The following is a 25,416-nucleotide window of genomic DNA, read 5'->3' as shown; positions in this document are numbered from 1 at the left end:
TCGCACACTGATTGCAGCATCTAGTGCGTGGTCTACGGGCGGTGAAGCACGCACACGACCTTGCCGAGGATGGTCGCGTCGTCGCCGGGGATCACCGGGTAGCTCGGGTTGCGGGGGACGAGTGTGATGTGGCCGTCGTGGATTCGGTACTGCTTGACGGTGGCTTCGCCATCGATCATCGCGGCGACGATGTCGCCGTTATCGGCCACCGACTGTTGACGCACCACTATGACGTCTCCATGCGTGATGCCCGCCTCGATCATCGAATCTCCTCGCACCCGCAACGCGAACAGCGTGCCCCGACCGAGCAACTCGGCGGGCAGGGAAAGAATGTCTTCGACGTGCTCTTCGGCGGTGATCGGTGCGCCGGCGGCGATGGCTCCCAGCAGGGGAACCGGTGTCCCGCCGTGGGCACTGGAGCCGGAGGTCGTGTCGCCTGTGCTTGCCGGGCGTGCGTCGACCGCACGGGGGCCACCCGCAGCCCGCCGGAGCAGACCGCGTCCTTCCAGGGTCTTCAGGTGATGCGTGACCGACGACGGCGAGCCGAGGCCAACCGCCCTGCCGATCTCTCGCACCGTCGGCGGGTAGCCGTGCTGCGCGACCCATTGCCGGATCACCGTGAGGATCTGCTGCTGCCGGCGGGTCAGCGCAGGCTGATCAGGGAGTGCGTCGGGGACGGTCACTACATCACGGTACCCTGCGATTCGATCGTTTGTGCTAATTGATGACGGGTTTCGTGAGCGCCGTGCACTGTTCGCCGCTTACTGCCCACCACCCTCAGCGTTCGAAAGCGGAGCTACGCTGGCGCGCATGGGCAAGCGGAGCAGGCGTCCGGGCAAACGTCCTGCGGGCAAGCAACGCCAGCGGATCGTGGTAAAGGCCGAACTGGTCGTCGAGGTCACCGATCACGCCGCGCTGGAACAGGCAGCTCTCGACGACATCGACGCCACGCCGTTCCGCGCCCCTGCCGGGCACAGCGTTGCCGATGTCCGCGCCGAGGCGCGGCAGGACGTGCAGGGCGATCCCGCAGGTGCTGTCGCGTGGCTCGTCCACGTGGACGACGTCATCGCCGACGTTCCGGGCGTTGTTGTCGTCGACTCGACCCAGCAGGTGTTCGACGGCGAGTCGATACCGGCAGCCGTCCCTGCGGCACCTGACTTCGCCACGCTCTTCCCGCTGTGCCGCTGCGGGAAGGGCGATTGCACCGCTTGCTCTGGATATCAACTGACTCCTCGCACCTCCATGATTTTGTGGGCGGTAGCGCAGATCCTCGCCGACCAGGCATACGACGACGTCAACGAGCACGGCGACGCCCCGGTCATCGAGGAAGGGGAGTGGAGCCTTCTCGCCAGCTACCCGCGGATCACCTGGCGGCAGGACGCGGTGTGGCGTCGGCAGGCCGCCCGCGCGTTCGACGATCTCACCGGAGACCTCGAAGCCGGCAGGATCCCCACGCCCACCTGCCCGGGCGAGGAGATGGCCCTACACCTGATACTGCGCGCAGGCCAGGACGCCCACCAAGACGGCTGGGGCGTGGCCCCGTCCGACCTGGCCAGGCTGCCCTCACACCCCGACGACTACGACTGGGACATCACGTCCGAAGTGCTGCTCGAGGATGACGACATCCTCAACCTGTTCGATGCCCAGCTCGACGGCGTCGAGGACCCCGACAGCGAATACAACCGGTCTACAGGAATGGGTGACTATCGGCCGGCAGTGTGGTTCCGCCCGTTCCCGGAGGCGACTCCGCGAGACGGACGACGTCCCTTCCGGCGCTGACGCCCTGCCATCTTCGAGTCACCGCCTGCAGAGCGCTCGCGTGGACACCGCGTCGGAATGCCGCCGTGCGCTGATCGACGACCACGTCCGACTGTGCCACTCTGCTCGCCTTAGCGCACGGTCAACGGGGGCCGTCGACGGCCCGGATGGTGCCTGTCGTCGGTGCGTCGTGGCTATTGGGTGTCGGAGCGCGGGGGGATGGCTGGCGCGGTCATGGTGAGGTATCGGTAGCCGAGTTCGGTGAGTCTGTCGGCGTTGAGGCAGTGTCGTCCGTCGAGGACGAGGGGTGAGCGCATGGTGGGGGCGAACTTGGCCCAGTCGAGGTCGCGGTAGTGCGCCCATTCGGTGGCGACCACGATGGCGTCGGCGTCGTCGAACACGTCGTCGACGCGGTTGGTGAGGTGTTCGGCCAGGGTGGGTTGTTCGCGGCGGAAGCGGTCGGCGGCGACGGGGTCGTGCAGGGTGATTCGGGCGCCGCGTTCGAGGAGCAGGTTCGCGATGTCGATGGCTGGTGAGTCGCGTAGGTCGTCGGTGTCGGGTTTGAACGCTAGGCCGAGGATGCCGATCTTTCGGCCTTTGATGATGTGGAGTTCGTCGAGGAGCCGGTCGATGACCTTGGTGCGTTGGCGGTGGTTGACGTCGCGGGCGGCGGTGACGATCGGCATGGGGAGGTGGTACTCGCTGGCGGTGGCGATGAGTGCGGCGGTGTCTTTGCCGAAGCAGGATCCGCCCCAGCCGATGCCGGGGTTGAGGAAGCGGGGGCCGATGCGGGCGTCGAGGCCGGTGCCGCGGGCGACTTCGCGGATGTCGGCGCCGACTTTGCCGGCGATGGCGGCGATCTCGTTGATGTAGCTGATCTTGAGGGCGAGGAAGGCGTTGGCCGCGTATTTGATCAGCTCGGCGGAGGCCAGGTCGGTGGAGATCAGTGGCACGGCGCCAATGCCGGCGGGCCGGGGCAGCACGGTTGGTGGGGTGAAGGACTGGTTGAGGATGGGTCGGTAGAGCTGGTTGAGGACGTCCAGGCTGGCTTGGCTGTCGGAGCCGATGACGATCCGGTCCGGGTACAGGGTGTCGGCGAGCGCGGTGCCCTCGCGCAGGAACTCGGGGTTCGAGGCGACGGCGAATTGGCCGTTGGGGCGGTGGCCGTGGTGGCGTTCGTAGGCTTCGCGCAGGATCGCGTCGACCCAGTTGCCGGAGCCGATCGGGACGGTGCTCTTGTTGACCACGACGGTGAAGTCGCCGCGTAGGTGCTGGGCGACGCTTTCGGCGGCGGATCGCAGGTACTGCAGGTCGGGGTTGCCGTTGTCCAGTTGCGGGGTCTGCACGGCGATGAACACGACGTCGGCGTCGGCTACGCCGACGGCGTAGTCGGTGGTGAAGGTCAGGTGAGGGAGAGCTTGTTCGAGGAGCGCTTCGAGGTGCGGTTCGTAGATCGGGCAGTGGCCGGCGCGGAGGGTGTCGATCTTTTGCTTGTCGAGGTCTACGCAGGTGGTGTCGTGGCCCAGGAAGGCCAGGCTGACGCTGGTCGTGAGACCGACGTATCCGGTGCCGACAACGCAGACCTTCATTGAGCGTTTCCTTTCCTCGTCGGCTATGCCGACGAGTGGTGATCCGGTTCGGAGGAATTGGTGCCGCTGATCAGCGGCGTCGGTGTGCGCCACCGTTCTACTGCGGGTCGTGGTCCGGCTTGTAAGCCGCGTGCCCCCGCCTGCTACACGGCGGAATGATACATACCGGGGGCAATCGGCGGGCCGTGTCCGGAGGGACATACGGGTCAGTAAGCGGCGGCGGCTCCGCTGCTGTTCAGGTGTCCGAGCAGGGTGTCCTTCTGGTGGAGATAGTCGCGGTTCGCGGGGGTGACGAAACCGGATAGTGGGACACGGTCGACGGCGATCCCAGCGGCGCGGAAGGCGTCGATCTTGCCCGGATTGTTGGTGGCAAGGTGGACGGAGGCGACGCCGAGCCAGGTCAGCGCGTCGGCGGCGGGCCGGTAGTCGCGGGCATCGGCGGGTGCGCCGACGGCGGCGTTCGCGGCGACGGTGTCGTATCCCTGGTCCATGAGGGTATAGGCGCGGATCTTGGCGGCGAGGCCGATGCCGCGGCCTTCGTGGCGCAGCATGTAGAGCAGGATCCCGTAGTCGGATGTGCCGATGAGGTGCAGGGATGTGGCCAGCTGGGGGCCGCAGTCGCAGGTGAGTGATCCGAGCAGGTCACCGGTGGCGCAGGCGCTGTGCATCCGCACCAGCGGGGTCTGCCCGTCGGTGGGCTGGGGGCGGTGGACGGCGGCGAGGACTTCTTCGGGTCCCGCCTCGGGGCCGAAGACGTGCAGCTGGAACTGTCCGTGGGCGGTGGGGAGGTCACAGCCGGCGAGCCGGACGGTGGCGGTCATCTCGTCTCCTCCGTGGCGGTGCTGTCGGGTGTGGGTTTGTGGGCGATGAGCAGGATGTGTTCGGACATGCCGAGCAGTGAGGGTTCCGCCTCGATGCGGCGGATCGCGCGTAGGAGCAGGTCGCGGCGGTGTGGGTCGCGTAGGCGCTCGGCGAGGTCGGGCAGCAGTTTCGCGGCACCTTCGACCGCGAGCAGGGCGTGCGGGCGCAGGCCGGCGGTGGTGGCCTCGGCGGTGAGGTCGTTCGGGGTGTGGAAGTAGCCGGTGGTGAACAGCCGTCGGTCGCCGGTCGGGTTGCGGTGTTGCCCGTCGCGCAGATGCCGGGCCAGGATCGCCTCCACGGCCGGGTCGTCGTAGAGGTTCTTGGCGAGGTACTCCCAGGTGGTGTAGAAGCGCGAGGTCGCTGCGGCGGCGACCATGCCGCCCGGGACGAGCACGCGGTGCGCCTCGGTCCAGGCGCGGGCGCGGTCGGCGGCGTGGGTGAGGTGATACAGCGGGCCGAGCAGAAGAACGGCGTCGCAGCTGCGGGAGCCGAGTGGCAGCCGACGCGCGTCCCCGCGCACGATCGACGCCACTGGCGACGTGGCGTGGGTGGACGAGGCAGCGGCTTGTTCCAGGTGCAGGGGGACGGGGTCCACGAGGTGCACGTGGTAGCCGTCCGCGGCCAGCCGAAGCGCGTACGCGCCGGGTCCGCCGCCCACGTCGGCGACCGTTCCTGTGGGGGGAAGGTGGCGGGCCAGGATATCGAGGGTGCGCAGGTACTCGATGCGGCGGCGCGGGTCGCTCAGGCGCCCCTGCTCCGCCCCGTCGGCGTAGAAGGCGAGGATTTCCGGGGTGATGCCCGCCCCGACGGCTGCGTGGGGCGCACGGCTGGTCACGCCGTCACCTGCGGGGTGTGGCAGTCCAGGAGCGCGAGGAAGCGGTCCTGGAACTGTCGGCGCAGCCGGGTCTGCTGCGCCGACATGACCGGGCCCCGGAAGCGGTCGAGGATCGAGGCGACGCCGCCTCCGATCGCGGGGCTGCTGCCGACGGCGCTGAGCAGCTTGAACTGCATCACGAGGAACACCCGCGGATTGTCGGGCCAGCTGTCGGGGTGCGGTGGGGACCAGAAACCGAGGTGATAGTCCAGGCCAGCCAGGGTCAAGCACCTGTTCGCGAGGTCCATGTCGGCCCGCATCAGGTCCATCTCGTGGGCGGTGACGTCCCGGAGCAACGACCTCAGCACGACCAGACCCCGCCGGGCGGGTTCGGAGAGCCAGGCGAGGTTGTCGAGGTTCGCCGCGACCTGACCGGGCGGCAGCAGCCCTGGCCGAGCCCATGACGGTGACGCCGCCGGGCTACCGGTGAAACACCCCCGCAGCTGCGCGTACGCGCCTGCGGCCACGTCGTGAATCTGAACGAGAAGCCGCGCGCAGGCGGCACCGGGCAGGAAATCCCAGCCCGGAAGAGCGATCTTGAAACCTACCGGGCCACCAGCAGGGGACAGATCCGCATCGCCCACCACCCGGCAGCCGGCGGGCAGCGGCTGCGTGCGGAGTGCGTCTCCCATGACCTGCGCGGCGAGGTACGCGATGGGGTCGACCAGCGCCCGGCGCCGGTTCACGTCAGTCACCTCGCCCAGCGGCACAATCGAGGCATGGCGGTAGGCGGTGGCGGGCCAACAGTTGAGGTGCCAGTGCATCCGCTTGTCCCACCACTGCCCGTTGTCCCGGTCGGTCGTGGCCGGGTCGTAGTTCGTGCCGATCATCAGCTGCGCCCCGTCGAGTGCGAACCGGCGCCGAGTCGAGCCGGCGTGGACGTAGCGGACGAACTGCGCGCAGAACGTGAGCAGCGTCGTCAGCATGGCCTCGGGGACATCACTGACCGACGACGCGATCACGTCGTCGTCGCGGACCGTGGCGAGCAGCATCATGTCGTAGACGCTGTGCGGGAACGCCTTGTCGATGACCGCGATCCGGTCCCCGCAGTCTCCGGCGGGGTATTCGCGCAGGATGTGGGAGCCGTAGTGGTCGCGGTAGTGCGGGCTCAGGTTGCGCACGTCCGGTGGCGGCGCGGGCAGGCGCGGCATCGGGAGGCTGGGGATGACCGGCAACGCCATCGCGGAGGCCGGGTAGAGCGGCCCGAACCGATCCAGGACCGGGCGGCGGGTCGTGGCGGCGGTCATGCCGGCATGCCGGTCGCGATGGCGTCGCCGGCGGCTACGCCCATCATGGCGGCCTGCACGATGCCTTGGGCGATCCCGGCGGCATCACCGATCACGAAGATCGGCAGGCCCGGCACCTTACAGTCCTCGTCGACCGGGACCCGGTCCCACAGGAACTCGACCTCCGGCCCGATCACGAGAACGTCATCAACAAGATCATCCGTGGACGCGCCGGTGCCGGCGTGGTCCAGAATCGAGCCCATGACACGGCGGAAGCTCTCAACGAGGCTGGCGTGCTCGGCGCCGGTGAACAAGCTGTCAAGCCGGCCCGTGCTCAAGTCCTGGACGGACGGCTCGAACGTCACCGCCGCAGCCAACTCCGGCCAGCTCCGCGGCTCGGCCGTCCTGGCCATGAACGCACGCAGGCTCTGCGCGACCGGCCGGCCGGCGCTGAGCCGCCAGTAGTCGGACAGGATCTCCGCGCGGACCTCAGCGCTGGTGCCGGGGCGGGCGAGCTGGCACAACAGGCCGAAGTTGGCCGCGAGCGGCCTCGCCCCCGGGCGGCGTTCGGTGGTTTCGTGCCCGTCGAGAGTGATCACTTCGCGGCCGAACGAGCGCTGGTAGTTGGTGAACTTGATCCGGCCACCGTTCGGGCCGCCACAGAAACAGAACGTTTTCGTCTTCCTGTCCACCTGCTCCAGCTGGGTGATCTTCAGATCGGGGTGCTCGACACCGATCGCGGCCAGCACCTCGGCCCTCGTTTCCAGACGCACGCCGAGCGACATGTCCGGCGCGACCGTCTGCACCCCGAACGCCGTCAGGAGGTTTTGGGTGCTGGTCACCCCGTGCCGGCCCGTGGCCAGCACCAGCTGCGCTGTGTCGACCGTGACGGGACCCCCGGGCGTCGCTACCGTCACCGTCAGCCGGTCTCCGGTGAGGGCGGTGGCGATCAGTTCCGATTTCTCCCACACGGTCAGAGCGTCGTCACGGAAGCCATGCAACGCCGTGAGCATGGCCCGGACCTGCGTCTCGCCGAGGACCGCGACCGGGTATTCCCGGATGGCCAGACCGTGACCGGCGAACGCCGTGGTCACCGGCGCGCCCAGGCACGTGCCGCGCAGCAGCGGCTGCTCCGCTAGCGGCACGGTCAGGAACTGGAACGCGCGCTCGCACAGCTCGCCGGCGCGGTCCTCGCCGAAGTGATCGATGAGGCGGCGGCCGGACGGCAGCAGGCTCAGCTTCACCCCGTCGCCGTAGTGCACACAGCCGCCGAAGCCGCTGATCACGTTGCAGATCCCGGCGCACCCCGTGCAGCGCAGCCCTCGGTCGACCGGGCACGGCCGATTCCGTAACCCCCGACCGGCCTCCAACAGCAGCACCCGCTGGCCCAGGGACTGGCGCACGACCGTGTGGGCGCAGGCCAGACCACTCGGGCCGGCACCGACGACAACGACATCGACGAACATAGCGGATCCCTCCTGGCCGGCGAGCGGCGTGCTTGGCATCGCGGCCCTCCTCGTGGCGGCGGACGGTGAGCAGACGTGAAGTCCAGACGGGACGGCGCCTCGATGTCCGCCGCGCCCGTTTATCGACTGTCGCCGCTGTCGTGTGTCCGGGGCAGAGATCGACGCGGTGCCGTCGGTGCGGTACGCGCGGAACCTGGTGCGGATGGTGCGTTTCCTTCTCCGCCACCGATCAGGCCGCTACTGTCGAGCCCGCCGCCGTACCTCGGCGCTCGCAAGGGAGGCTCCGACCGTGGAAGCCGAGCCATCAACTCCCCACACCAACCGGGGCCTGTCCGATCTGCTCCACGACGCGGGATGGCGACCCGAGGCCCTAGCCCGACGGATCAATACCGTCTTGGCGGCACGCGGCAACAGCCGCAGAGTCCACCCCAAGACCCCCTACAAGTGGATCTCCGACGGCGCCGTGCCGCACGGCGACATACCCGACCTCGTCGTCGAGTTACTGTCCGCCCAACTCCACACCGACCTGCTGTACACGGACGTGTGGGGTCAGGCCGCGCCACGTCCCCAGCCTGCCCTGCCGGCAGACCACGCGATGGATCTACCCTGGGACAGCAACGGACTGCTCAGCCTCGTAGGAGGACCAGTGCCGACCCGTCGCACCATCATCGCCGTCACCGGCGCAGCACTGACCGCCCCCGCCTGGACCGCATTGCAGCAGCCCGTCCCGGACATGGTCGCCGCCGCAGGCGAAGGCGGGCCCGTCAGCCCGCCGCTGCTCGACATGATCGACACCGTCGTCGCCCAAGCCCAACAACTCGACGACAACCAAGGTGGCGCCGCACGAGAGTTTGTCAACGACCAATTCACCGCCGTCGCCCGGCTCCTGCGCCGCGCGTCCTACAACGCCGCCACCGGCCGCCGCCTGACCGCAGCCCTGGCGCAGCTCGCGCAGACCGCCGGCTTCATGGCATTCGACGCAGGCGAAGACGGCATCGCGCAACGCTGGTATCTCACGGCCCTGCGCGCCGCGCACGCGGCAGCCGAGCCGGGCCTCGCCGCCAGCGTCCTGGCTCTCATGTCCAACCAGGCCGCAGACCGAGGCCACGCCCTCGACGCCCTGCAACTCGCCGCGGCGGCGCAAGAATCGGCGGAGACCACGCCACCCGCCGTCCGCGCGTTGGTCGCCGCCCGCAGCAGCCTCGCCCACGCCGTCGCCGGTGACGTCACCAGCTACTCACGGATGCGCACGAGCACCCTTGAACTCCTCGACGCCAAGTCCGACACGCCGCTTCCTCGGTGGGCCTCATACATCGACCGCATCGAACTCGACGCGATCACCGGCCGCGGCCTCGTGGTCCTGGCCGAGCGGGTGCCGACACGACGCAAACAACTGCTCCGCCAAGCCGGCCAGCTACTTCATGCCCGTGCTCACACCAGTCCCACTGAGGCGCCACAACGCTCCGCACTACGCCACGGCGCATGGCTCAGTCTTGCCCACAACGCCGCCGGTGACCTGGACCGTGCGGTCGGCGCTGCCCGGCTCGCCCTCGGCCGCCTACCCGCTGTCAACTCCGTGCGCAGCGTCGTCCTCCTACTCCGACTTCACGACGAACTCGCCCCCGCCGCCCCGCGCTCTCCAGCCGTCCGCGACCTCGTCAACGAGCTACGCACCCTGCCCATACCGGCACGACGAGCCGCACCAAAGTAAGCCGATCGGCCAGGACCAAGGCGCCAACAGCCACTCCCAGTCCCGCCGGTACAGGAACTCGTCGAAGCCTCAAGGATGGTGGTGGGGGACCAGTTCGCCGGCAGCGCGAGACGCGCCTCCTGGATCAGGCCATTCCAGTGGGGAACCAGAGCCTGAGCCGTCTCGCGCAGGTTCTCTCGATCTCGCGGGCGATCCGGTTGCGGCCCAGCCGGTCCGCTGCGTCGGATTCCACGGCCTGGGCGCGCAGCCGCCGCCGCGCCTCGGCGAGCATCGCCAACGCCCACCCTGCGGGCCGCATGCCGCAGCCGGGCCGATGCCAGTTGCGCGGCGGTGGCGTGAAGCAATACGCCACGGCTCGTCCACAGCAGCCCCGACCAAAGAGCACTCGTGTCCGCACCTCACCTCGACGCCACCAACACCAGCGGGCGATGCCTTCCTCGGCCCCCTCGTCGGCGCGGTCGCCGTGGAATAGACCTCAATGCAGGGTGGTGTCGCGGTAGTCCCCGTGGACCTCGCGTCGGCGGGCTTCGCGGTGGTCAACACTTCCTTCGGGGATACGCGAAGCGTATTCGCCTTGGCCGCTCTGCCGGTTTCCAGCTGATTTCCCCTTCCGCGCCGACGATGTGCGAGTGTCGGGATCAAAGGTTCGCAGCTGGCTTCCACTGACTCTTCAGTTGATCTTTCGGTGAACCGGTGGCACCTGTGCGCTGGGTTGCCCGGCACATGGCGTGCTCATTTCTGCGGGAGGATCTGCAGGTCGTCGTCCATGCGGGTGGCGACGTCGGCGTCGAGTTGCCGTCCGTGGGCGAAGGTCCAGCCGCCGTCGCGGAGGTTGGTGATGGTCTGGGTGAGAGCGCGTCGTGCGTACACGACGCTTTCGTCGTTCCAGAGCACGGCGGTGCCCTGTGCTGTGGTGTGGCTATTGCTCACGGCTTCGCCGAGCAGGGTCAGGCAGTTGCTGGCGTCGTCGAGGACGCCGACGGCCTCCCACTTGTCGCGGTGCCCCTGCGCGAGTCGGTCGTGGTTGAGGCTGACGCACCGCACCGCTTGGGCGAGCGACGCGATGAGCCGGCCGGTGTCCTCCATGCTGACCACCGCAGGGGAGGCGTCGGCAACCTCGCGTTTCTGCGCGTCGTCCGCCTGCTTGAGGTGGGCCACGAGGTCGGTGAGGTCGACGTTCGGAAGGTGGGACCGTACGAAGGTCTCTTCGCGGATGCCGAGAGTGGCGGCGGTGCTGGTGACGAGGTCGGCGAGGATGTCCTGCGCGGTGGCTGTCGAGATGTCCAGGCCGCGACGGCGGCCTTCCTGGCGCAGCCGCTCGACCGCTTCGTGGAACTTGGTCATCCGACGCACGCGTCCTCCTGTGGTGGCGAGTCCATCCGCACGATAGCGGGCCGGTGCGTGGGGAACCGGAGGCGAGGCTGTCTACGGGGCGGATCTGCTTGCCGAGCCAGGTACAGGCAGGCGTGTCCGACAGGGCCTGTGTCGCGGAGTCGGGTCGGGCTGTCGCATAGGGATAATGCCCGGGTCGCCTGTGAAAGGGGTGGCGGGAGGAGCGGGTTATGCCGAAGAAGCGCACACCTCGTCAGCGTCGCGCCGCGCAGCAGCGCGCACGCCTGCAGCAGCGGCAAGAGGTGGCCCGGCAGGAAGAGTTCCACGAACAGCATGCCCGTCTGGTCCTCAACCGGATGGGGGACCCCCAGTTCGTGCAGCGTACCGTCGGCGCGGACGGCGCTGCCACGTTGACGTGGGACGCGGGATCCGAGGCGGGCACGGAGTTGCGTGAGGGGTTCCAGGCGCAGTTCGCGGCGTTCCGCGAGAAGTTCGGTCGCGATCCGGGGCCGAACGATCCGCTGTTCTTCGACCCGGACGCCGACGAGCCGACCCCGTTGAGTCAGCGGAGCTTCGATGACGCCGTGGACCAGATGCTGAAGGCCGCCGAGGCCTCGGGGGTGGACCCGGCCCCGATCCATGCCTGGCGGGAGGTCGGCTACCTCGTCACGGTGGAGAACCAGCACCTGTTCAGCGCCGCCGACGTGCGGGCCTACGCCGACGCCGTGACCCGCTATCAGGGCGATGCCGACGATATCGACCTCGCGGCCACGGTCGAGCTCTCCGCTGACGGGCTGCGGGACCTGATCGACGAGACCATCACCAGCGGCATGGAAGAACCCGCCTGGCGGCTTGGGGAAGCCCTCGACCACGCCGACGACCCCGACGCCGCCGGCCTCGCCGCCACCACCCTGACTGCCGTCCTGATGACCTGGCTGACCAGCGCGAAGGCAACCGCGACCACTGACCTCGCCGGCCCCGCGGTGCGGTGGATCCGCCAGAACCTTGATGACGAACCCGCCGATCAGGCATTCCAACTCGCGGGCCTTCTCGGCAGCCCACTGGCACCAACGGTGACCGTCAACGAGGCCCTCGACCGGCTCGGCAACGCGTTCCTTCCCGCCCTGATATGGCTCGTCGCCGGGCTGGTCGCCACCGAAGCGAACGGGGACGTGGAATGGCTCACCCAGTTCGACCCCGACATCGACCAAGACGACGACTGAGCCACCCCACGGGGCACACGAACGCCGCCCCAGCCATGGTTCGGGCGGAGGTCCCACCGGCACGTGAGCTACGGCGCTTCCGTCCGTGCCGTGGGAGGTGCTATGCGCTGGGCTCCAAGTACGGGCGGTGATGGACGCCGTGGCCTGGTGACCGAGACGGTGACGGGGTCGGCCCGTGTGACCTGGGCGGCCGAAGTCGACGAGGCAAACGGTGACAGCGGGGCCAGCCGCGCACGGCTGGCGACGAGGTGGATGGGGGTCGAAGGGTGACGACGTCGTCCGTCGGGATGGAGCGCCTCGGCGTTGCCGAGGTGCAACTCGCGTTCACCAATTTGAACTGGGCGTTTCGGGAGCAGCGCGAGGCGGATCAGGGTATCGACGCTCAAGTCGAGGTTGATGGTCTGACAAACCCCACCGGCCGGTACATCGCCGTTCAGATCAAATGCGGGCCAACGTTCTTCAGACGGAGGACGCGGAACGGGTGGCGCTTTACCGGAAAGCCTCGGCACCTCACGTACTGGCTGGCCCACCTGATGCCCGTGGTACTCGTCATCGTTGACCCGGCGACCCGAGTCGGATACTGGGTTCAGATCACCGCCGACGCGGTGCACGAGACCGACCGCGGCTGGTCGATTGAGGTACCGTCCGCGAACGTACTCGACGCGTCATCGTGTGACGCCCTGCGTGACATCGCGCTCGCCGCGCCTTCGGCCAACCCGGATCCTGTCGCGGAGGTTCTGCCGCTGCTGCCACCATCCACGGTGGAGACGCTGTCAGCCCTTAACCTGGTCGACCCCGAGGGCGCACGGCGTCTCGCACGGATGCTCAGCGGGGGCCGCGACGACCCGAGAGCGGTCGTGGAGCCGCTCCTTGCCGCGAGTCGGGGTTGGGTTCACGCGACGGTGGCGCGGCTGGCGACCGTCGGGGCGTACGCCAACGACCACGGCCACCGGGACCTGGCGATGGAGGCGTTCGCGCTGGCGGCCGAACGGGACCCGGACAACCAGCTGCGGCTGCGCGGCATCGCGGCGATCATGGCCATCACCGTCGGGGACAAGGGCCGAGCCGCCGGCCTTCTCCGTCCGGTCCAGGCCCCGCAACGGGCATGGACGAACCTGCTCATGGACATCGCCGTCTGCGCCCTCGAAGCCGATCAATCGGGCAGAGAGGACCTGCTGGAGAAACTCCTACGAGATCGGTCCGACGGTGAGCTCGACGCGGAACCCACCTGCCTGTTGTTCCTCGCCGAGCGCGCCGCAGGCCGGGGCGACCTCGACCAGGCGCTGGCCATCTATGAACGCGTCTGCGAACGGCAACCCAGCAGCACCGGTGGCAGGCTCGGCCGGGCCAGGGCGCTGATGGAGCGCCTGCTGCGCGGCGCCTCGGCCCTACCTTTCCGTGACCAGCAGGAGGCGATAGAGCTCGCCACGTCCGTCCGCAACAACGTACGGCGATGGGCTGGGCCTAGCGAGACCGTCCATCGCCTTCTCGTGCAGGAGCGCATGCTCGTCGGCGCGTTCATGGAGGTCATCGAGCTGGCCACACCCACCGCATTCGGCGGCCAGGCAACCGACCGAGAAGCAGACGACCCCGTCGTCGCGATCGTGGGCGCCCAAGCCAGCATCGCCCTGGACGACCGCATTCGTGCCGTCCGGTTCGGCGACGCCATGCGCGGCACACCCGCCGAGCCACTGATCCGCGCGCTCGCTGCGGACCCGCGCCAACCCGCCACGGCTACGGTCGCCATGTGGCGTATCGCGCTCGACAACGCGGATACCGCGCTCGCGGCCAGGATCTGCCTGAACCAGCTTGCCTCCAGGGGCGCACTCGACCCAACAGACCTCGATCGGGCGGCGGCGTTGGCGAATCTCGACAACGGCGACCGCGTCGTCTACACCGCACGCAACGCCGCTGGCAGCGGTGACCTCGACGTAGCTGTCACGCTGCTGCGGTCTGCCTGGTCACCCGCTGCGGCAGAGATCCTGATCGAGATCCTTCGTGAGGCGGGACGCTACGACGAGGCCCTCGCCGTGTGCGACGAGATTTGGACGGGATACGGGGCACTGAAAGCTCTCCAGGAGAAGGTCAACATTCTGGCTATTCGGGGCGACCTCGACGCCGCCGACGAGTGCGCCAAGGATCTACTCGCTACCGGCGAACTCGCAGCCGAGCAACGCAGAGCCCTGCATCGCCGGCTCATCGAGCACAGAGCCACGCAAAACGACTGGGCTGGCGCAGAGGCGTGCTGCCGAGCAGCGCTCAAAGACGACCCGACGAATCATGATCACGCATGGGCGTTGATCATCTCCCAGCTCAACCAGAACCGGTGGGACGCGGCGTGGACGTCATATCGCCATCTGCGACCCGACGTCACCTATCCAGGCACCGTTTCCGCCTGGGTCGACCTGCACCTACGCTTCGACAACACACCGCAAACCAGAGCCGCCGCCACGACCCTGGCCAGCCGCTTCGCGCACGAACCGCACACACTCGCCCGCCTCGAAAGGCTAAACAACCCGGCACCGTGTCGACTCCGTGAGCCCGCCGCCCTCCCATCAACGCAGCCGTGATCGGTGACAGCGGACACCGGGAGTTTCAATGACCGCCAACAACCGGTGGCCCTACCGGAGGGCCCGTCCTCTGCCTCGGCGCTTCGTTGGCCGACCAACCATCGCGGCCGAAGCGCCACGGCGAAAACGATCTCCGCGAACCGCCGTCCGCGCGATCCCACCGCTGGCCCTGCCCATTGCCTCCCTGTGGCCGGCCAACGGGCACCTCGGTCAGGTTCGGCCGCCCAGGGAAGACGGATCGTTGCCCGCCGAGGTCGAGCGACTGAGCCCGGCCTCGCGCCTCGACCTCCAAGTCGCAGACCGCAACCGCCGACACCATTCGCCCAGGCGGGGCGGTGAACAGCCCCGGATCTCGTAGAGGCTGTGGGTGTCGAGGCGCGGTCGGTGCCAGGAGTTCGTTGAGCCACGGCGCCTTGCGCGCGCATCGCTTCGGCTGGAGCACCCGGCCACCAGGACCTGCCTCCTCCGTAGGCCGTCCGGGCTGCCAGCCGCTGACACGTGGCCGGCGGCATCCCCCGACGGAGCAAGCCTCACCGCGGTGATCTTTCCACCAACTGAAAAATTGCTGAAAATCGCTTTGCGTGAGCGTGTCGGCCGGGTGGCGACGGCGCGGTGAGCTTGGTGCGAACTTTGTGGCGGTAACGCGCGGCGGCAGCGACGGGCCTTGCACCCAGATATGTGCGCAGGGTGATCGTCCCTGGTGGACGGTGCCCTCGTGCGGCCGGTCGTGCTCTTGTGCCGGTCTCTCTGGGGTGTCTAGCGTGTCGATCACTTTTCTTGATCGACCGGGAGTGTCGTCATGCTTGCTGACCGCCGTGAGGGCACCGCCTTCGACCGTTTCGGCGTCCGAGGGAGGGCCAGGGCCGGAGTCCTGGCGGTGGCGGTGCTGGCGGGCTTGTTGCCGGTGGTGCAGCTGCAAGGTCCGGCGGTTGCGGTGGCACCGGCGTTGGAGCCGGGTGATTCCACGTCGGTGGCGAGCGTGGCGGTGCGGCAGCAGGCGCAGGATCCGGATCCGGATGACGAGGTCACGGTGACGGACCCCCTGCCCGCCGGGAAGTTCCCCGAAGGCGGTGAGGCGGTTCTCGACCTTCAGAGCGACGCCGAAGACCGGGCAGCGTTCGGGCTGACGGTCGAGCCGGCCAGCGAGACGACCGCGGGTGAGGGTGTGGCGGCGCGAGGCCTGTCGGCTGCCGGGGTCGGGTCGGTGCGGGTGCGATCGTTTGACCGGGCGGCGTCGGTGGCGTTGGGCAACGCGGGCCCCCTGTATTCGCTTGCCAGGGCGGACGGTTCGGCGGCGGCGGGTGCGGTGCAGGTTGTGGTCGACTACTCCGATTTCGCGCAGGCGTATGGGGGTTCGTTCGCTGACCGGTTGACGTTGGTGCGGCTGCCCGGGTGCGCGGCGACGACGCCGGAGGTGCCGGAGTGTTCGGCGGATCCGGTGTGGGTGTCGGCTACCAACGATCCGCACGCGCAGACGTTGACGGCGGTGGTGGACGTCGGTGGCGACCCGACCGAGGCCGGACGCCGGACTGGTGTGTTCGAGGGTTTCGCGCCGGAGTCGACGGTCGAGTCGACCGGGGTGTACGCGCTGGCGTCATCGGCGTCGGGTGGGTCGACCGGCTCGTACACGGCGTCGGATTTGAAGCCGTCCGGGTCGTGGCAGGTGGGGGAGAGCGCGGGCTCGTTCTCCTACACGTATCCGTTGCCGGAGCCGCCGCTGCCGTACGGGCAGACGCTGGGCCTGCAGTTGTCGTACAGCTCCTCTGCCGTGGATGGGATGACGCACGGCACGAACAACCAGTCTGGTCCGGTGGGCTTGGGCTGGTCGTACTCCCCGGGGTACGTCGAGCGGACGTACAAGCCGTGTCGGACGCACAAGACGGAGATGTGTTGGGAGTCCCCGGACGGTGAGGACGGTGAGGCGGCCACCAACGACGTGACCGCCTCGCACATCACGATCTCGTTGCAGGGGCAGTCGACGCAGATCGTGAAGACCACCGCGGGGGTGTGGAAGCCGGTCGACGATCTCGGGTGGCGGGTGGAGTTCCTTGCCGGTGGGGCCGAGGACGACGGCTATTGGAAGGTGTGGACGCAGGACGGCACGGAGTACCGGTTCGGGTTCGTGCGGGACTCGGTGTGGAAGATGTCGTTCCTCGGCGATGAGCCGGGGGAGCCGTGTTACAGCTCGTATCCGGGGTCGTGTCGGGATCCGTGGCGGTGGAACCTGGACCGGGTTCGTGACGCCAATGAGAACGAAACGTATCTGCACTGGACGCGGGAGACGAACCACTACAAGCGGGCGTTGAGCGGTTCGATCCTGGAGTACGACCGGGGCGGGTACCTGTCGGAGATCGAGTACGCGAAGAACGTCACCGAGACGGGCGCGGTACCGGTCGGCAAGGTGGTCTTCGGGTGGGAGAACCGGTGCGTGGAACGCACCGCCGAGGACGACCCGTTCAACAACACGCCGACAGCGTGCCCGTCGCTGTCGTCGAACCCGAACTCCTACCCTGACGTGCCAGGCGACCTGTTGTGCGGGTCGTCCTCGTGCGGGAACTACACCCAGTCGTTCTTCACCAGCAAGATCCTGGACCGGGTGACGTCGTACCAGTGGAACTCCGGCACCGCGGCGTGGAACAACATCAGCCGGGTGCAGTTGCGGTACAAGGTGTCGAACCCGACGGGTCTGACCGAGCGGACGTTCGTGCTGGACTACGTGCGGCCGATCGGCCTGATTGGTGCGGACGCGAACAAGATCGACATGCCGCCGGTGGACTTCGACTACGTCGACGGTGTCCAGCCGAACTTCCGTGACGGCCGCGTCGACTACAACGAGACCGGCCTCGGCGTGTCCGCCATGCGCATGCCACGCCTGCTGGTGGTCCGCAACGGCTTCGGTGGTCGGACGGAGGTCACGTACGGCACGCAGAAACCGTGCCCGCAGGGCGGCTCGAACCAGTCCGGGTTCACCAGTTGGCACAACGGCAAGGTAGGCAACTGGGACGTCAACACCGAGGACTGCTACCCGATCTTCCACTCACCACCCGGCGCGGACCCCGGCTTCGGCATCTTCCACAAATACCTGGTCAAGAAGGTCGTGGTAAAAGACCAGGTCGGCGGCTCACCGGACCAGGTCACCCAGTACGACTACACGGTCGGAAATCCGGCCTGGAAGAACCCGAACAACCCGCTCGTGCCGGACGCTGAGGAGACGTGGAGCATCTTCGCCGGCTACAACCGGGTCCGGGTGCTGCAGGGCTCCGGTACGGACCCGTCGAAGTACACGGTGTGGATGTCGAACTTCTTCCGCGGCATGTACCACGACATCTACGACCCCGGCAGCGGCGGCGGCATCAAACAAACCACCGTCACCGACTACGACGGCAACACCTACGACGACCACTACGCCCGCGCCGGCCGGACCCTGCAAACCCGGCAGTACCGGATGACCGCCTACAACGCGAATCCGGCCAACGCCACCTACACCGAGGTCGCCAGCACCCGCTACGACCACATCATCCAAGGCAGCTACAACGGCCCCGGCTACGCCAACCCCCGCCAAGTCCGTACCGGCCTGGAGAACACCCGCGTCAAACTCGACGACGGCAGCTGGCGGCACAGCGAAAAGAAGATCGTCTACGAGTCGACCTACGGGCTGCCTATCCGGCTCCATCAGTACAACCAGGTAGGAGTCGCGGATAACACCTGCACCTCCTACACGTACGCGCAGCAGGACGCCCCGAACTCCTACTACATGATCAGCTTCCCGGAGCGGGTCGAGACCTGGTCCGGCGACACCTGCGGGTCCGGGACGCTGCTGTCCCGTGCGGTCACCTTCTACGACACCTACACGGCCGAAGGCGCCCAGGCCCCGTTCGACGGCAACGTCGCCGAGGTCCGCACCTACACCAGCCCGACCAGCTACACCTCCAGCGGACGCAGCACCTACGACAACACCGGCCGGATCCGCACCACGACCGGCCCTGCGGGACTGACCACCACTACCAACTACAGTCCAGCGATCAACTGGCCTGACAACGGGATCACCAGTACCGCCGGCGGCGGCTTCAACCACACCGCAACCACTGTGATCGACCGGCACACCGGTCAACCCTCGAAGATCACCGATCTGAACGGCAAGGTCACCGACTTGGTCTATGACCCGCTCGGCCGGCTGGCAGAGGTTTACCTGCCAGGGCAGGCCAAGTCCTCCGCGGTGCCGTCGCTGCGATTCGGCTACCAGATCACCTCCAGCGGCATCGGACAACCGACCGCCCCAGCACGCACGAAGACCGAGACACTTCAATCCCACAGCGGCAGCCCCGTCTACCTAACCTCGTTCCAATACCTCGATGGCCTCGCCCGCAGCCGAGAAGCGCAGCAACCCGGCCCGAACGGCGGACGCATCGTTACCGCCACCACCTACGACACCCGCGGCAACGTCGCGGCCACCACCGCCCCCTTCCACAACAGCTCCGCAGCAGGGGCCGGGCTCGTGAACCCCAACCTGGCCACCGTCCCCGCCATCCGCGAGACCAGCTACGACCACCTGAACCGGACCACAACGGAAGTGGACAAGAAGCTCGGTGCGGCGTGGCGGCAAACGGCCACCACCTACCACGGCGACCGCATCACGGTCGTCCCCCCGACCGGTGGCACCAAAACCGTCAGCCACACCGACGTCCGAGGCAACGTCACCCGCCTCGACCAGTACACCTCGACCACCAACCCGAACACCGTCCAGAGCACCACCTACACCCACGACCTCCTCAACCAACTCACCAAAGCCGTAGACCCTGCCGGCAACACCTGGACCAACACCTACGACCTCGCCGGCCGCCTCACCCAGAAAACCGACCCAGACTCCGGCACCACCACCACCCACTACGACGCCGCCGGCAGACTCGCCTACACCATCGACGGACGCGGACAAAAAGTCTCCGCCCAATACGACGGCAAATCCCGCGCCATCGCCCGCTGGGCCGGCGATGTCGGCACCGGCACCAAACTCGCGAGCTACGTCTACGACAGCATCGCCAAGGGACAGCTGACCTCCTCCACCCGCCACGACGTGGGCGGCAACTACACCACCGCCGTGACCGGCTACACCGACGACTACCAACCCAGCGGCACCGCCGTCACCATCCCCGCAGCCGAAGGAGCACTCGCCGGCACCTACACCAGCACCCTCACCTACGACAAGGCCGGACACCTCACCAGCAGCAGCCAAGCAGCTGCAGGAGGGCTACCCGCCGAGACCATCACTTACAGCTTCGACAACAACGGCTACCCCACCACCGTCACCGGCCTGGCCACCTACGTCGCCGCCACCAGCTATTACGCATACGGCCCCACCCACCAACTCCTTCTCGGTTCCAGCGGCAAGCGGGTACGACTGACCAACACCCTCGACCAGCAGACCGGCCGACTCGACGCCACCAGCATCGACCTGGAAAACAGCCCCGGCACCTTCACCGCCAAATACGCGACCGCCTACCGCTACGACGCCATCGGCAACATCACCTCCCTCCTTGGCAGCACCAACGGCACCGCCGACCAGGTCGAATGCTTCCGCTACGACCCCCTACGCCAACTCACCAACGCCTGGACCGGCAGCACTCCATCCGCCACAGCCTGCGACCAGTCCCCCCAGAGGGGCGGCAGCATCGACCCCTACTGGCGTTCCTGGGAATTCGACGCGGTCGGGAACCGCACCAAGCAGACCGACCACAACCCCGCAGGTAACACCGTCTGGACCTACACCCATCCCGCCTCCGGCGTCAGCAAACCTCACGCCCTCACCAGCGTCGCCGCAACCGGCCCTCTTGCCGCCACGGCCACCCGCTCCTTCGCCTACGACTCCGGCGGGAACACCCTCACCCGGCATACCGAAAGCGGCGTGGCGCAGCAACTGGCATGGGACGCCGAAGGCCGGCTCGACACCATCGCCGAAGGCACCGACGAAACCACCTACATCTACGACAGCGAGGGCAACAGGCTGATCAGCCGCGACCCTGACAAAACCACCCTCTACCTGGGCGCCACCGAACTCACCCTTGCCGCTGGCGCCACCCAAACCGACGGCACGCGCTACTACACCGCCGCCGGCCGCACCATCGCCGTCCGTACCCACACCGGCCTCGTCTGGAGCGGCGGAGACCACCACGGCACCGAACAGGTCCAGATCAACGCCGACAACCTGACCACGAACCGCCAGCGGCTCCTGCCATACGGCGAAGACCGCGCCACTCCTCCAAGCATCTTCCTCGGCACCCGCGGCTTCGTCGGCGGCACCCGCGATCACACCGGCCTCACCCACCTCGGCGCCCGCGAATACGACCCCACCCTCGGCCGCTTCATCAGCGTCGACCCCATCCAAGACCTCACCGACCCGCAACAGTGGAACGCCTACAGCTACGCCAAAAACAACGCCACCACCTTCGCTGACCCCACCGGCTTCATCCCATGCGAAGACAGCGATTGCAAACGGACCGCACCCAGAAACCCCACGAACGGCGGCGGCAACGGCAACGGCGGCGGCAACGGCAACGGCGGCGGCAACGGCAACGGCAACGGCGGCGGCGGCAACGGCGGTGGCGGTGGCGGTGGCGGAAAGAGGGTAGATATTGGAAACTCCACCCTCGGTGGAGAAAACGGCGTCGCTAATCTATTGACACCTAACTGGCTTGCATTCCGCGAGTTCAAGACCTACTTCGAGGATCTTCCGGCATTCGAACAGAGCAAAATATTCTCCAGGGTCTGGTGCTACAACAACCCGAAGGCATGCGCAGCGTCTGATCCCGGTGGAGTCGAAGCAGGAGCTGAATTCATCGCGCAAGTCAACGGATATGCCGACTTGCGAGACTGCGCCCAAGGTAGCGCGTCGGGTTGCGCTTGGACAGGAGCATCCCTTATTGGGGGTAGACTCCTGAAGGGCGTTTACAAGTTGCTACGTGGCGCCGACAACGCCATTGACGGGGCGAGGGCCGCATGCAGCTTCAGCGCCGACACCAGGGTCTTGATGGCGGACGGAACAACCAAAGCCATCAGCGAACTCAAGGTTGGCGACAAGATTCAATCCGCAGACCCAGAGGCTGGCAGAAGCGGCGAACGCAAAGTCAGCCACGTTTGGATTCACGAGGACGACCTCCGAGCCCTTATGGTGGAAGGGGCCACCGTCGCAACCACTGACGACCACCCCTTCTGGAGTGAAACAAATCGCCAATGGCTGCGCGCCGACATGCTCCAACCGGGCGACCAGCTAGCCAACCCCGCTGGAGAACCCGTACAGGTCACTGAAGGCACCTCGAAGTCCTCCTGGCGCTCGCTCGCCTACAACCTCACGGTCGAAGACTTCCACACGTACTATGTGATGGCTGGCAACACGCCGGTGCTCGTGCACAACACAGGACCGTTCTGTGGGGTGCCTTTCGGGAAGAAGACTCCCGGCGATGCTGATTTCCACGGTTCGGACTATTCTCTAGACGAGATGACCGAGTTCGTTTATGGCCATACGGGCGGCGGAAACCCGGCGATGGGTCGACCTGGCCGCAGCCAAATCGAGGATGCGTTGAGGAACGCTGGCCCGGTTCAGGTTGATAAGCAGAACGCTGCCAAGTTTGAGCACAACGGCGTTAGGGTCATCATCAACTACGACATGCCGTGGAAGAGTACGGCATACTTCTCGGGCAGGTGAGCTGATGGGCGAAGATACAGCCAAGTGGCTTCGCGAGCGCCTTAGTGAAGCCGATATTTTGCGGCTCAATGAAACTGTTGTGTCTGCCTCGCCCGGCAGAGGCATTGGTCTAGTTGACCTGGTAGGAGCGTGGCGAGAGCACCTGTCGAAGCTTGAATCCGATTTGCTTGCGCCCTTGGACGATCGCTCGATTTGGGGAGCTCACGACTACGTCGCCGCGCTCGTCATTCGAGACCTGATAGCGCAAGGATTTGCTCAACTTAGTTTCGATATGAGGCCGCGCATCGAGCGGGCTGTCGCGGAGCTGGACCAACGGTTCATGAACTTTACCGAGCCTGACCCGGAGGGCTATGCAGAACGGATTGATGGGAGAGTGAAGCCAGATCGCGAAGGGTGGTGGTATCGGATTCCTAAGGGCGGACCGGTGCGTGAGGAAATGTTGCTTTACTATGGCCGTTCGGTGGCTGATTAAAGCCGCTCAGGCCGGTCATAGGGTGACGCTGGGAACGGAACTGACGATCATCTGACGCAGGGTCAGCAGTTACATGCGTTAATTGCCGGCTGTCCGAATGCGCGTCTGTCGCCTCACGTTGCCGTCACGGTTGCCGTCAACGAGAGGATGACATCCAGGCGAATCGACGGATGGTTCGGGTGGGTCGAACGTGAGACCAGATTAGCGGGGGCATGCCGCGCAGCGGTGCGGCGTCGATCCCCGGAACCATCCGCGATGGTCGCATCGCAAAGGGATCGTTACGGCCCGTCGGAAGGTTGTTTCGGCCTTTTGGTCGGTCGGCCCGCTGTTGTTGGGCGCGTGCGCGCGGGCCGGAACGGCTGTAGCGCGTGCGCGCGGCCCGGCGTAGCCGGGCCGTCTTGACACGTCGGTCCTCGTGCACAACACGGGGACCGGCCTGCAAGGTCGGTTCTGATGGATGGCCGGTGCCGACCATGAATAATTGCCATGCGTGTGCAGTGGTGACCCGGCCGGTCTCGATCAGGTAGTCACGGAGCTTCGACAGGCTCCAGCAGGAGAAGGGTCGGCTGAGGAATCGGGGGTCACACCGGGCGATCACGCAGATCCAGTCACGGGTCTGCTCACTGATCCTGTGCGGTGTGCCCCCTCTCCATTTTGGGTTCAGTGCGTCGAACCCCCTGTCGTTGAACGCGTGGATCACGCCGCGTACATAGCCGTCGCCGGCCTTGACCAGGTGCGCGATGTCCGCTGCGGCTGGCCCTGGGCGGACATCAGCACGACGATCGCCCGGCGCAGCTTCACCGGATCCTTCGCAGTCCGCGTGATCCGCTGCAGCCGCTGACCCTCCGGCATCGACAGCGCCCGCACGAACACTTCCGGGCGTCGGCCCACCCGGCACCACCTCCCACACGACAGCGAGAGGAACAGCATGCCCGAAACGTGCTCAGAAACGACGGGTTACACGTCCAACGTTCAATCGTGGCGCTGATAGAAGAATTACGGGCACCGGACCGTTGACCACCAGGCGGCCCCGACAGGCTGTGTGCGGACAATTCTAACGATCTTGACCACTACAGATTTGCCGCTCTCCGCGCAGCCACGTCAACCTGCCGGGCCATACGACCAGTGCAGCGCGACGTCGGGCTTCATCCGTAGCCACAGGGTGGAAGCCGGCGAGTCGTCCGGGAAATCGACCCGTAGCAGCTCGCGACCATGGATCCGTTCGACTCCGACACCCTGAACGGCACGCAGATCCAGGTCGAGCAACTCGACTCCGTCAGAGGCGGTACGCAACCGTAGCCGAACGACCTCGTATCCCGGCTCGATGTACATCTCTACGTCGTAACCAGCTCGGGTGGTTCGGAACGTAACTGCCGTGTACGGCCACAGCTCTCGCCAGTCGAACTGGTAGCCGGCCTCACGCTCGTCGTCCGCGTACCGATAGACCGGCTCCGCCTCGAACAACCAGATCAGGTCCTCGTAGCTGGGGACCGGCTCCATGACCACCGGATGATCCTTGCACGGATGCCGGAGATGCCCGCTCAGCATCCGCATCCGCAGGTAGCTCGCCACCGTCCGAGGCCAAGGGGTCAGGGTTCAACCAGTGGGGCCGGCGGTCCACAGTTGCGGTAGTTCTCGTCCGGGCTGGGCTGTTCAGTTACGGCCTCGGTCAGCCAGCGGTGGTCGTAGTTCAGGTGGTCCCAGCGGGACCGCAGCCACTGGCGCTTGGTCGCGCTCGCCGTTTGCCATAGGTATCGCAGCCCGTCGGCGAGTTGATCGCGTCGTTGCGGCGCGAGGAGTCCTGGAAGCTGGTGGCAGATGTCGGCGATCATGTTGGCGCGCTCACGACGTCGGTCCAGTGCGTCCGCCGGATGGGCTTCCAGCAGTGGCGCAGTGAGGATCCGGATGTCCAGGAAGCCTAGATGGAGCAGGTCCGCCGTCGCCGCCTCCATCGCAGCCTGGGGCGGCTGGCCCGACTCCATAACAACCTCCTCCGCCGAGAGGGAAACAGTGGTGCCTCATGCCATCGGCTTCTGGCCGCTGACCGCGCCCGACTCAACCTCACGGCGCGTGACCTGACCACCGCCCGGTCGTGCCGATGAGCGTATACGTGATCTTGCGCAGGTTCCTGGTCAGGAATGCCTCAACCAGGTCGCCGACCACCGACGCGGTCGCACTCGGCCCGCGAAGGCTCGTCGGCTCTGGCCAGGGGCCGGCGATACGGCCAATCGACGTGATTATTCGACGGTCGTGCCATCGTTCATGAGTGCCAAGGCTCCGCCGTCCGTGCTGCGGTTGATGCTGTGGCCATCGCGCGTGGTCAGGCTGCGTCCAGCAGAGCCGGGAGTTTGCGCATGTCGTCGAAGACCACCGTGCCCGGGCCTTCCAGCCGATGCGCGGGAGTCAATCCGTTCGCATAGCCGAAGCAGCGCATCCCGGCGGCGCGGGCCGCTTGGACTCCGTAGTGGCTGTCCTCGACCACGACGCACGCCACGGGCGGGACACCCATCGCCACCGCTGCGTGCAGGAACAGGTCGGGGGCGGGCTTGCCGTGGGCGACCTCCGTGGCGCTGAAGATGCGGCCCTCGAAGCGGGGATACCGGGACCTCCGGCAGCGCCAGGAAGCGCTGTTGTGGGT

At 67.2% G+C, this 25,416-nt stretch carries 18 protein-coding genes; 6 read left to right on the top strand and 12 right to left on the bottom strand.

Annotated elements, in window-relative coordinates:
- Window positions 1-32 precede the first annotated feature (32 nt).
- On the bottom strand, window positions 33-704 hold the full coding sequence (lexA, locus tag C1I95_RS06025; protein ID WP_438941288.1) for a transcriptional repressor LexA: 672 nt from the start codon (window positions 702-704) through the stop codon (window positions 33-35).
- 106 nt (window positions 705-810) lie between these two features.
- On the opposite strand from lexA, the gene C1I95_RS06020 reads away from it, so the two are divergent.
- On the top strand, window positions 811-1,779 hold the full coding sequence (locus C1I95_RS06020) for a hypothetical protein (RefSeq protein WP_146605649.1): 969 nt from the start codon (window positions 811-813) through the stop codon (window positions 1,777-1,779).
- A gap of 173 nt (window positions 1,780-1,952) precedes the next feature.
- Here C1I95_RS06020 and C1I95_RS06015 read toward each other — a convergent pair whose 3' ends face one another.
- The 5 genes from C1I95_RS06015 to C1I95_RS05995 form a co-directional block, all read right to left on the bottom strand.
- Window positions 1,953-3,347 (bottom strand): UDP-glucose dehydrogenase family protein, encoded by a 1,395-nt coding sequence (locus tag C1I95_RS06015; protein WP_111212759.1) that lies wholly within the window; start codon window positions 3,345-3,347, stop codon window positions 1,953-1,955.
- A 206-nt stretch (window positions 3,348-3,553) separates the two neighbouring features.
- On the bottom strand, window positions 3,554-4,168 hold the full coding sequence (locus tag C1I95_RS06010) for a GTP cyclohydrolase II (RefSeq protein WP_111212758.1): 615 nt from the start codon (window positions 4,166-4,168) through the stop codon (window positions 3,554-3,556).
- Window positions 4,165-5,043, bottom strand: a complete 879-nt coding sequence (locus C1I95_RS06005) for a class I SAM-dependent methyltransferase (protein WP_233513387.1) — start codon at window positions 5,041-5,043, stop codon at window positions 4,165-4,167. The genes C1I95_RS06010 and C1I95_RS06005 overlap by 4 nt, the downstream gene beginning before the upstream one ends.
- Window positions 5,040-6,329, bottom strand: a complete 1,290-nt coding sequence (locus C1I95_RS06000) for a hypothetical protein (RefSeq protein ID WP_111212757.1) — start codon at window positions 6,327-6,329, stop codon at window positions 5,040-5,042. Before C1I95_RS06000 ends, C1I95_RS06005 begins: the two co-directional genes overlap by 4 nt.
- Window positions 6,326-7,774, bottom strand: a complete 1,449-nt coding sequence (locus C1I95_RS05995; protein WP_111212756.1) for an NAD(P)-binding protein — start codon at window positions 7,772-7,774, stop codon at window positions 6,326-6,328. Before C1I95_RS05995 ends, C1I95_RS06000 begins: the two co-directional genes overlap by 4 nt.
- 289 nt (window positions 7,775-8,063) lie before the next feature.
- On the opposite strand from C1I95_RS05995, the gene C1I95_RS05990 reads away from it, so the two are divergent.
- Window positions 8,064-9,485 (top strand): NsdA family TPR-like regulatory protein, encoded by a 1,422-nt coding sequence (locus C1I95_RS05990; protein WP_111212777.1) that lies wholly within the window; start codon window positions 8,064-8,066, stop codon window positions 9,483-9,485.
- A 732-nt stretch (window positions 9,486-10,217) separates the two neighbouring features.
- Here C1I95_RS05990 and C1I95_RS05985 read toward each other — a convergent pair.
- Entirely contained in the window at window positions 10,218-10,838 is a 621-nt protein-coding gene (locus C1I95_RS05985; protein WP_146605648.1) for a hypothetical protein, read from the bottom strand.
- A gap of 209 nt (window positions 10,839-11,047) precedes the next feature.
- Here C1I95_RS05985 and C1I95_RS05980 point away from each other — a divergent pair, with 209 nt between their 5' ends.
- From C1I95_RS05980 to C1I95_RS34735, 4 genes are all read left to right on the top strand, one after another.
- Window positions 11,048-12,040, top strand: a complete 993-nt coding sequence (locus C1I95_RS05980; RefSeq protein WP_111212754.1) for a hypothetical protein — start codon at window positions 11,048-11,050, stop codon at window positions 12,038-12,040.
- A 266-nt stretch (window positions 12,041-12,306) separates the two neighbouring features.
- The gene (locus C1I95_RS05975; RefSeq protein ID WP_111212753.1) at window positions 12,307-14,610 is read left to right on the top strand and encodes a DUF4365 domain-containing protein; all 2,304 of its coding nucleotides are present in this window, start codon (window positions 12,307-12,309) and stop codon (window positions 14,608-14,610) included.
- Window positions 14,611-15,409: 799 nt separating this feature from the next.
- On the top strand, window positions 15,410-22,306 hold the full coding sequence (locus tag C1I95_RS05970) for a polymorphic toxin-type HINT domain-containing protein (protein ID WP_111212752.1): 6,897 nt from the start codon (window positions 15,410-15,412) through the stop codon (window positions 22,304-22,306).
- Window positions 22,307-22,310: 4 nt separating this feature from the next.
- Complete coding sequence (locus C1I95_RS34735; protein WP_146605647.1) at window positions 22,311-22,778, top strand: hypothetical protein; 468 nt, start codon at window positions 22,311-22,313, stop codon at window positions 22,776-22,778.
- A 136-nt stretch (window positions 22,779-22,914) separates the two neighbouring features.
- Here the strand turns inward: C1I95_RS34735 and C1I95_RS36200 are convergent, their stop codons facing one another.
- From C1I95_RS36200 to C1I95_RS05950, 5 genes are all read right to left on the bottom strand, one after another.
- Window positions 22,915-23,478 carry a helix-turn-helix domain-containing protein gene (locus C1I95_RS36200; RefSeq protein ID WP_233513385.1) on the bottom strand — a complete coding sequence of 188 codons (564 nt, stop codon included), beginning with the start codon at window positions 23,476-23,478 and terminating at the stop codon, window positions 22,915-22,917.
- On the bottom strand, window positions 23,475-23,708 hold the full coding sequence (locus C1I95_RS36195; protein ID WP_233513384.1) for a hypothetical protein: 234 nt from the start codon (window positions 23,706-23,708) through the stop codon (window positions 23,475-23,477). The genes C1I95_RS36200 and C1I95_RS36195 overlap by 4 nt, the downstream gene beginning before the upstream one ends.
- A gap of 171 nt (window positions 23,709-23,879) precedes the next feature.
- Complete coding sequence (locus C1I95_RS05960) at window positions 23,880-24,350, bottom strand: hypothetical protein (RefSeq protein WP_111212751.1); 471 nt, start codon at window positions 24,348-24,350, stop codon at window positions 23,880-23,882.
- Between the two features lie 17 nt (window positions 24,351-24,367).
- Window positions 24,368-24,760: a hypothetical protein gene (locus C1I95_RS05955; protein ID WP_146605646.1), complete on the bottom strand. Its 393-nt coding sequence runs from the start codon at window positions 24,758-24,760 to the stop codon at window positions 24,368-24,370.
- Between the two features lie 338 nt (window positions 24,761-25,098).
- The coding region (locus C1I95_RS05950) for an HAD family hydrolase (protein WP_146605645.1) at window positions 25,099-25,416 on the bottom strand (318 nt) is incomplete at its 5' end.

Source organism: Micromonospora craterilacus, assembly GCF_003236315.1.
Taxonomy (GTDB): Bacteria; Actinomycetota; Actinomycetes; order Mycobacteriales; family Micromonosporaceae; genus Micromonospora; species Micromonospora craterilacus.
The sequence above is the reverse complement of the archived record's forward strand: the minus strand, read 5'-3'. Positions and strand labels throughout refer to the sequence as shown.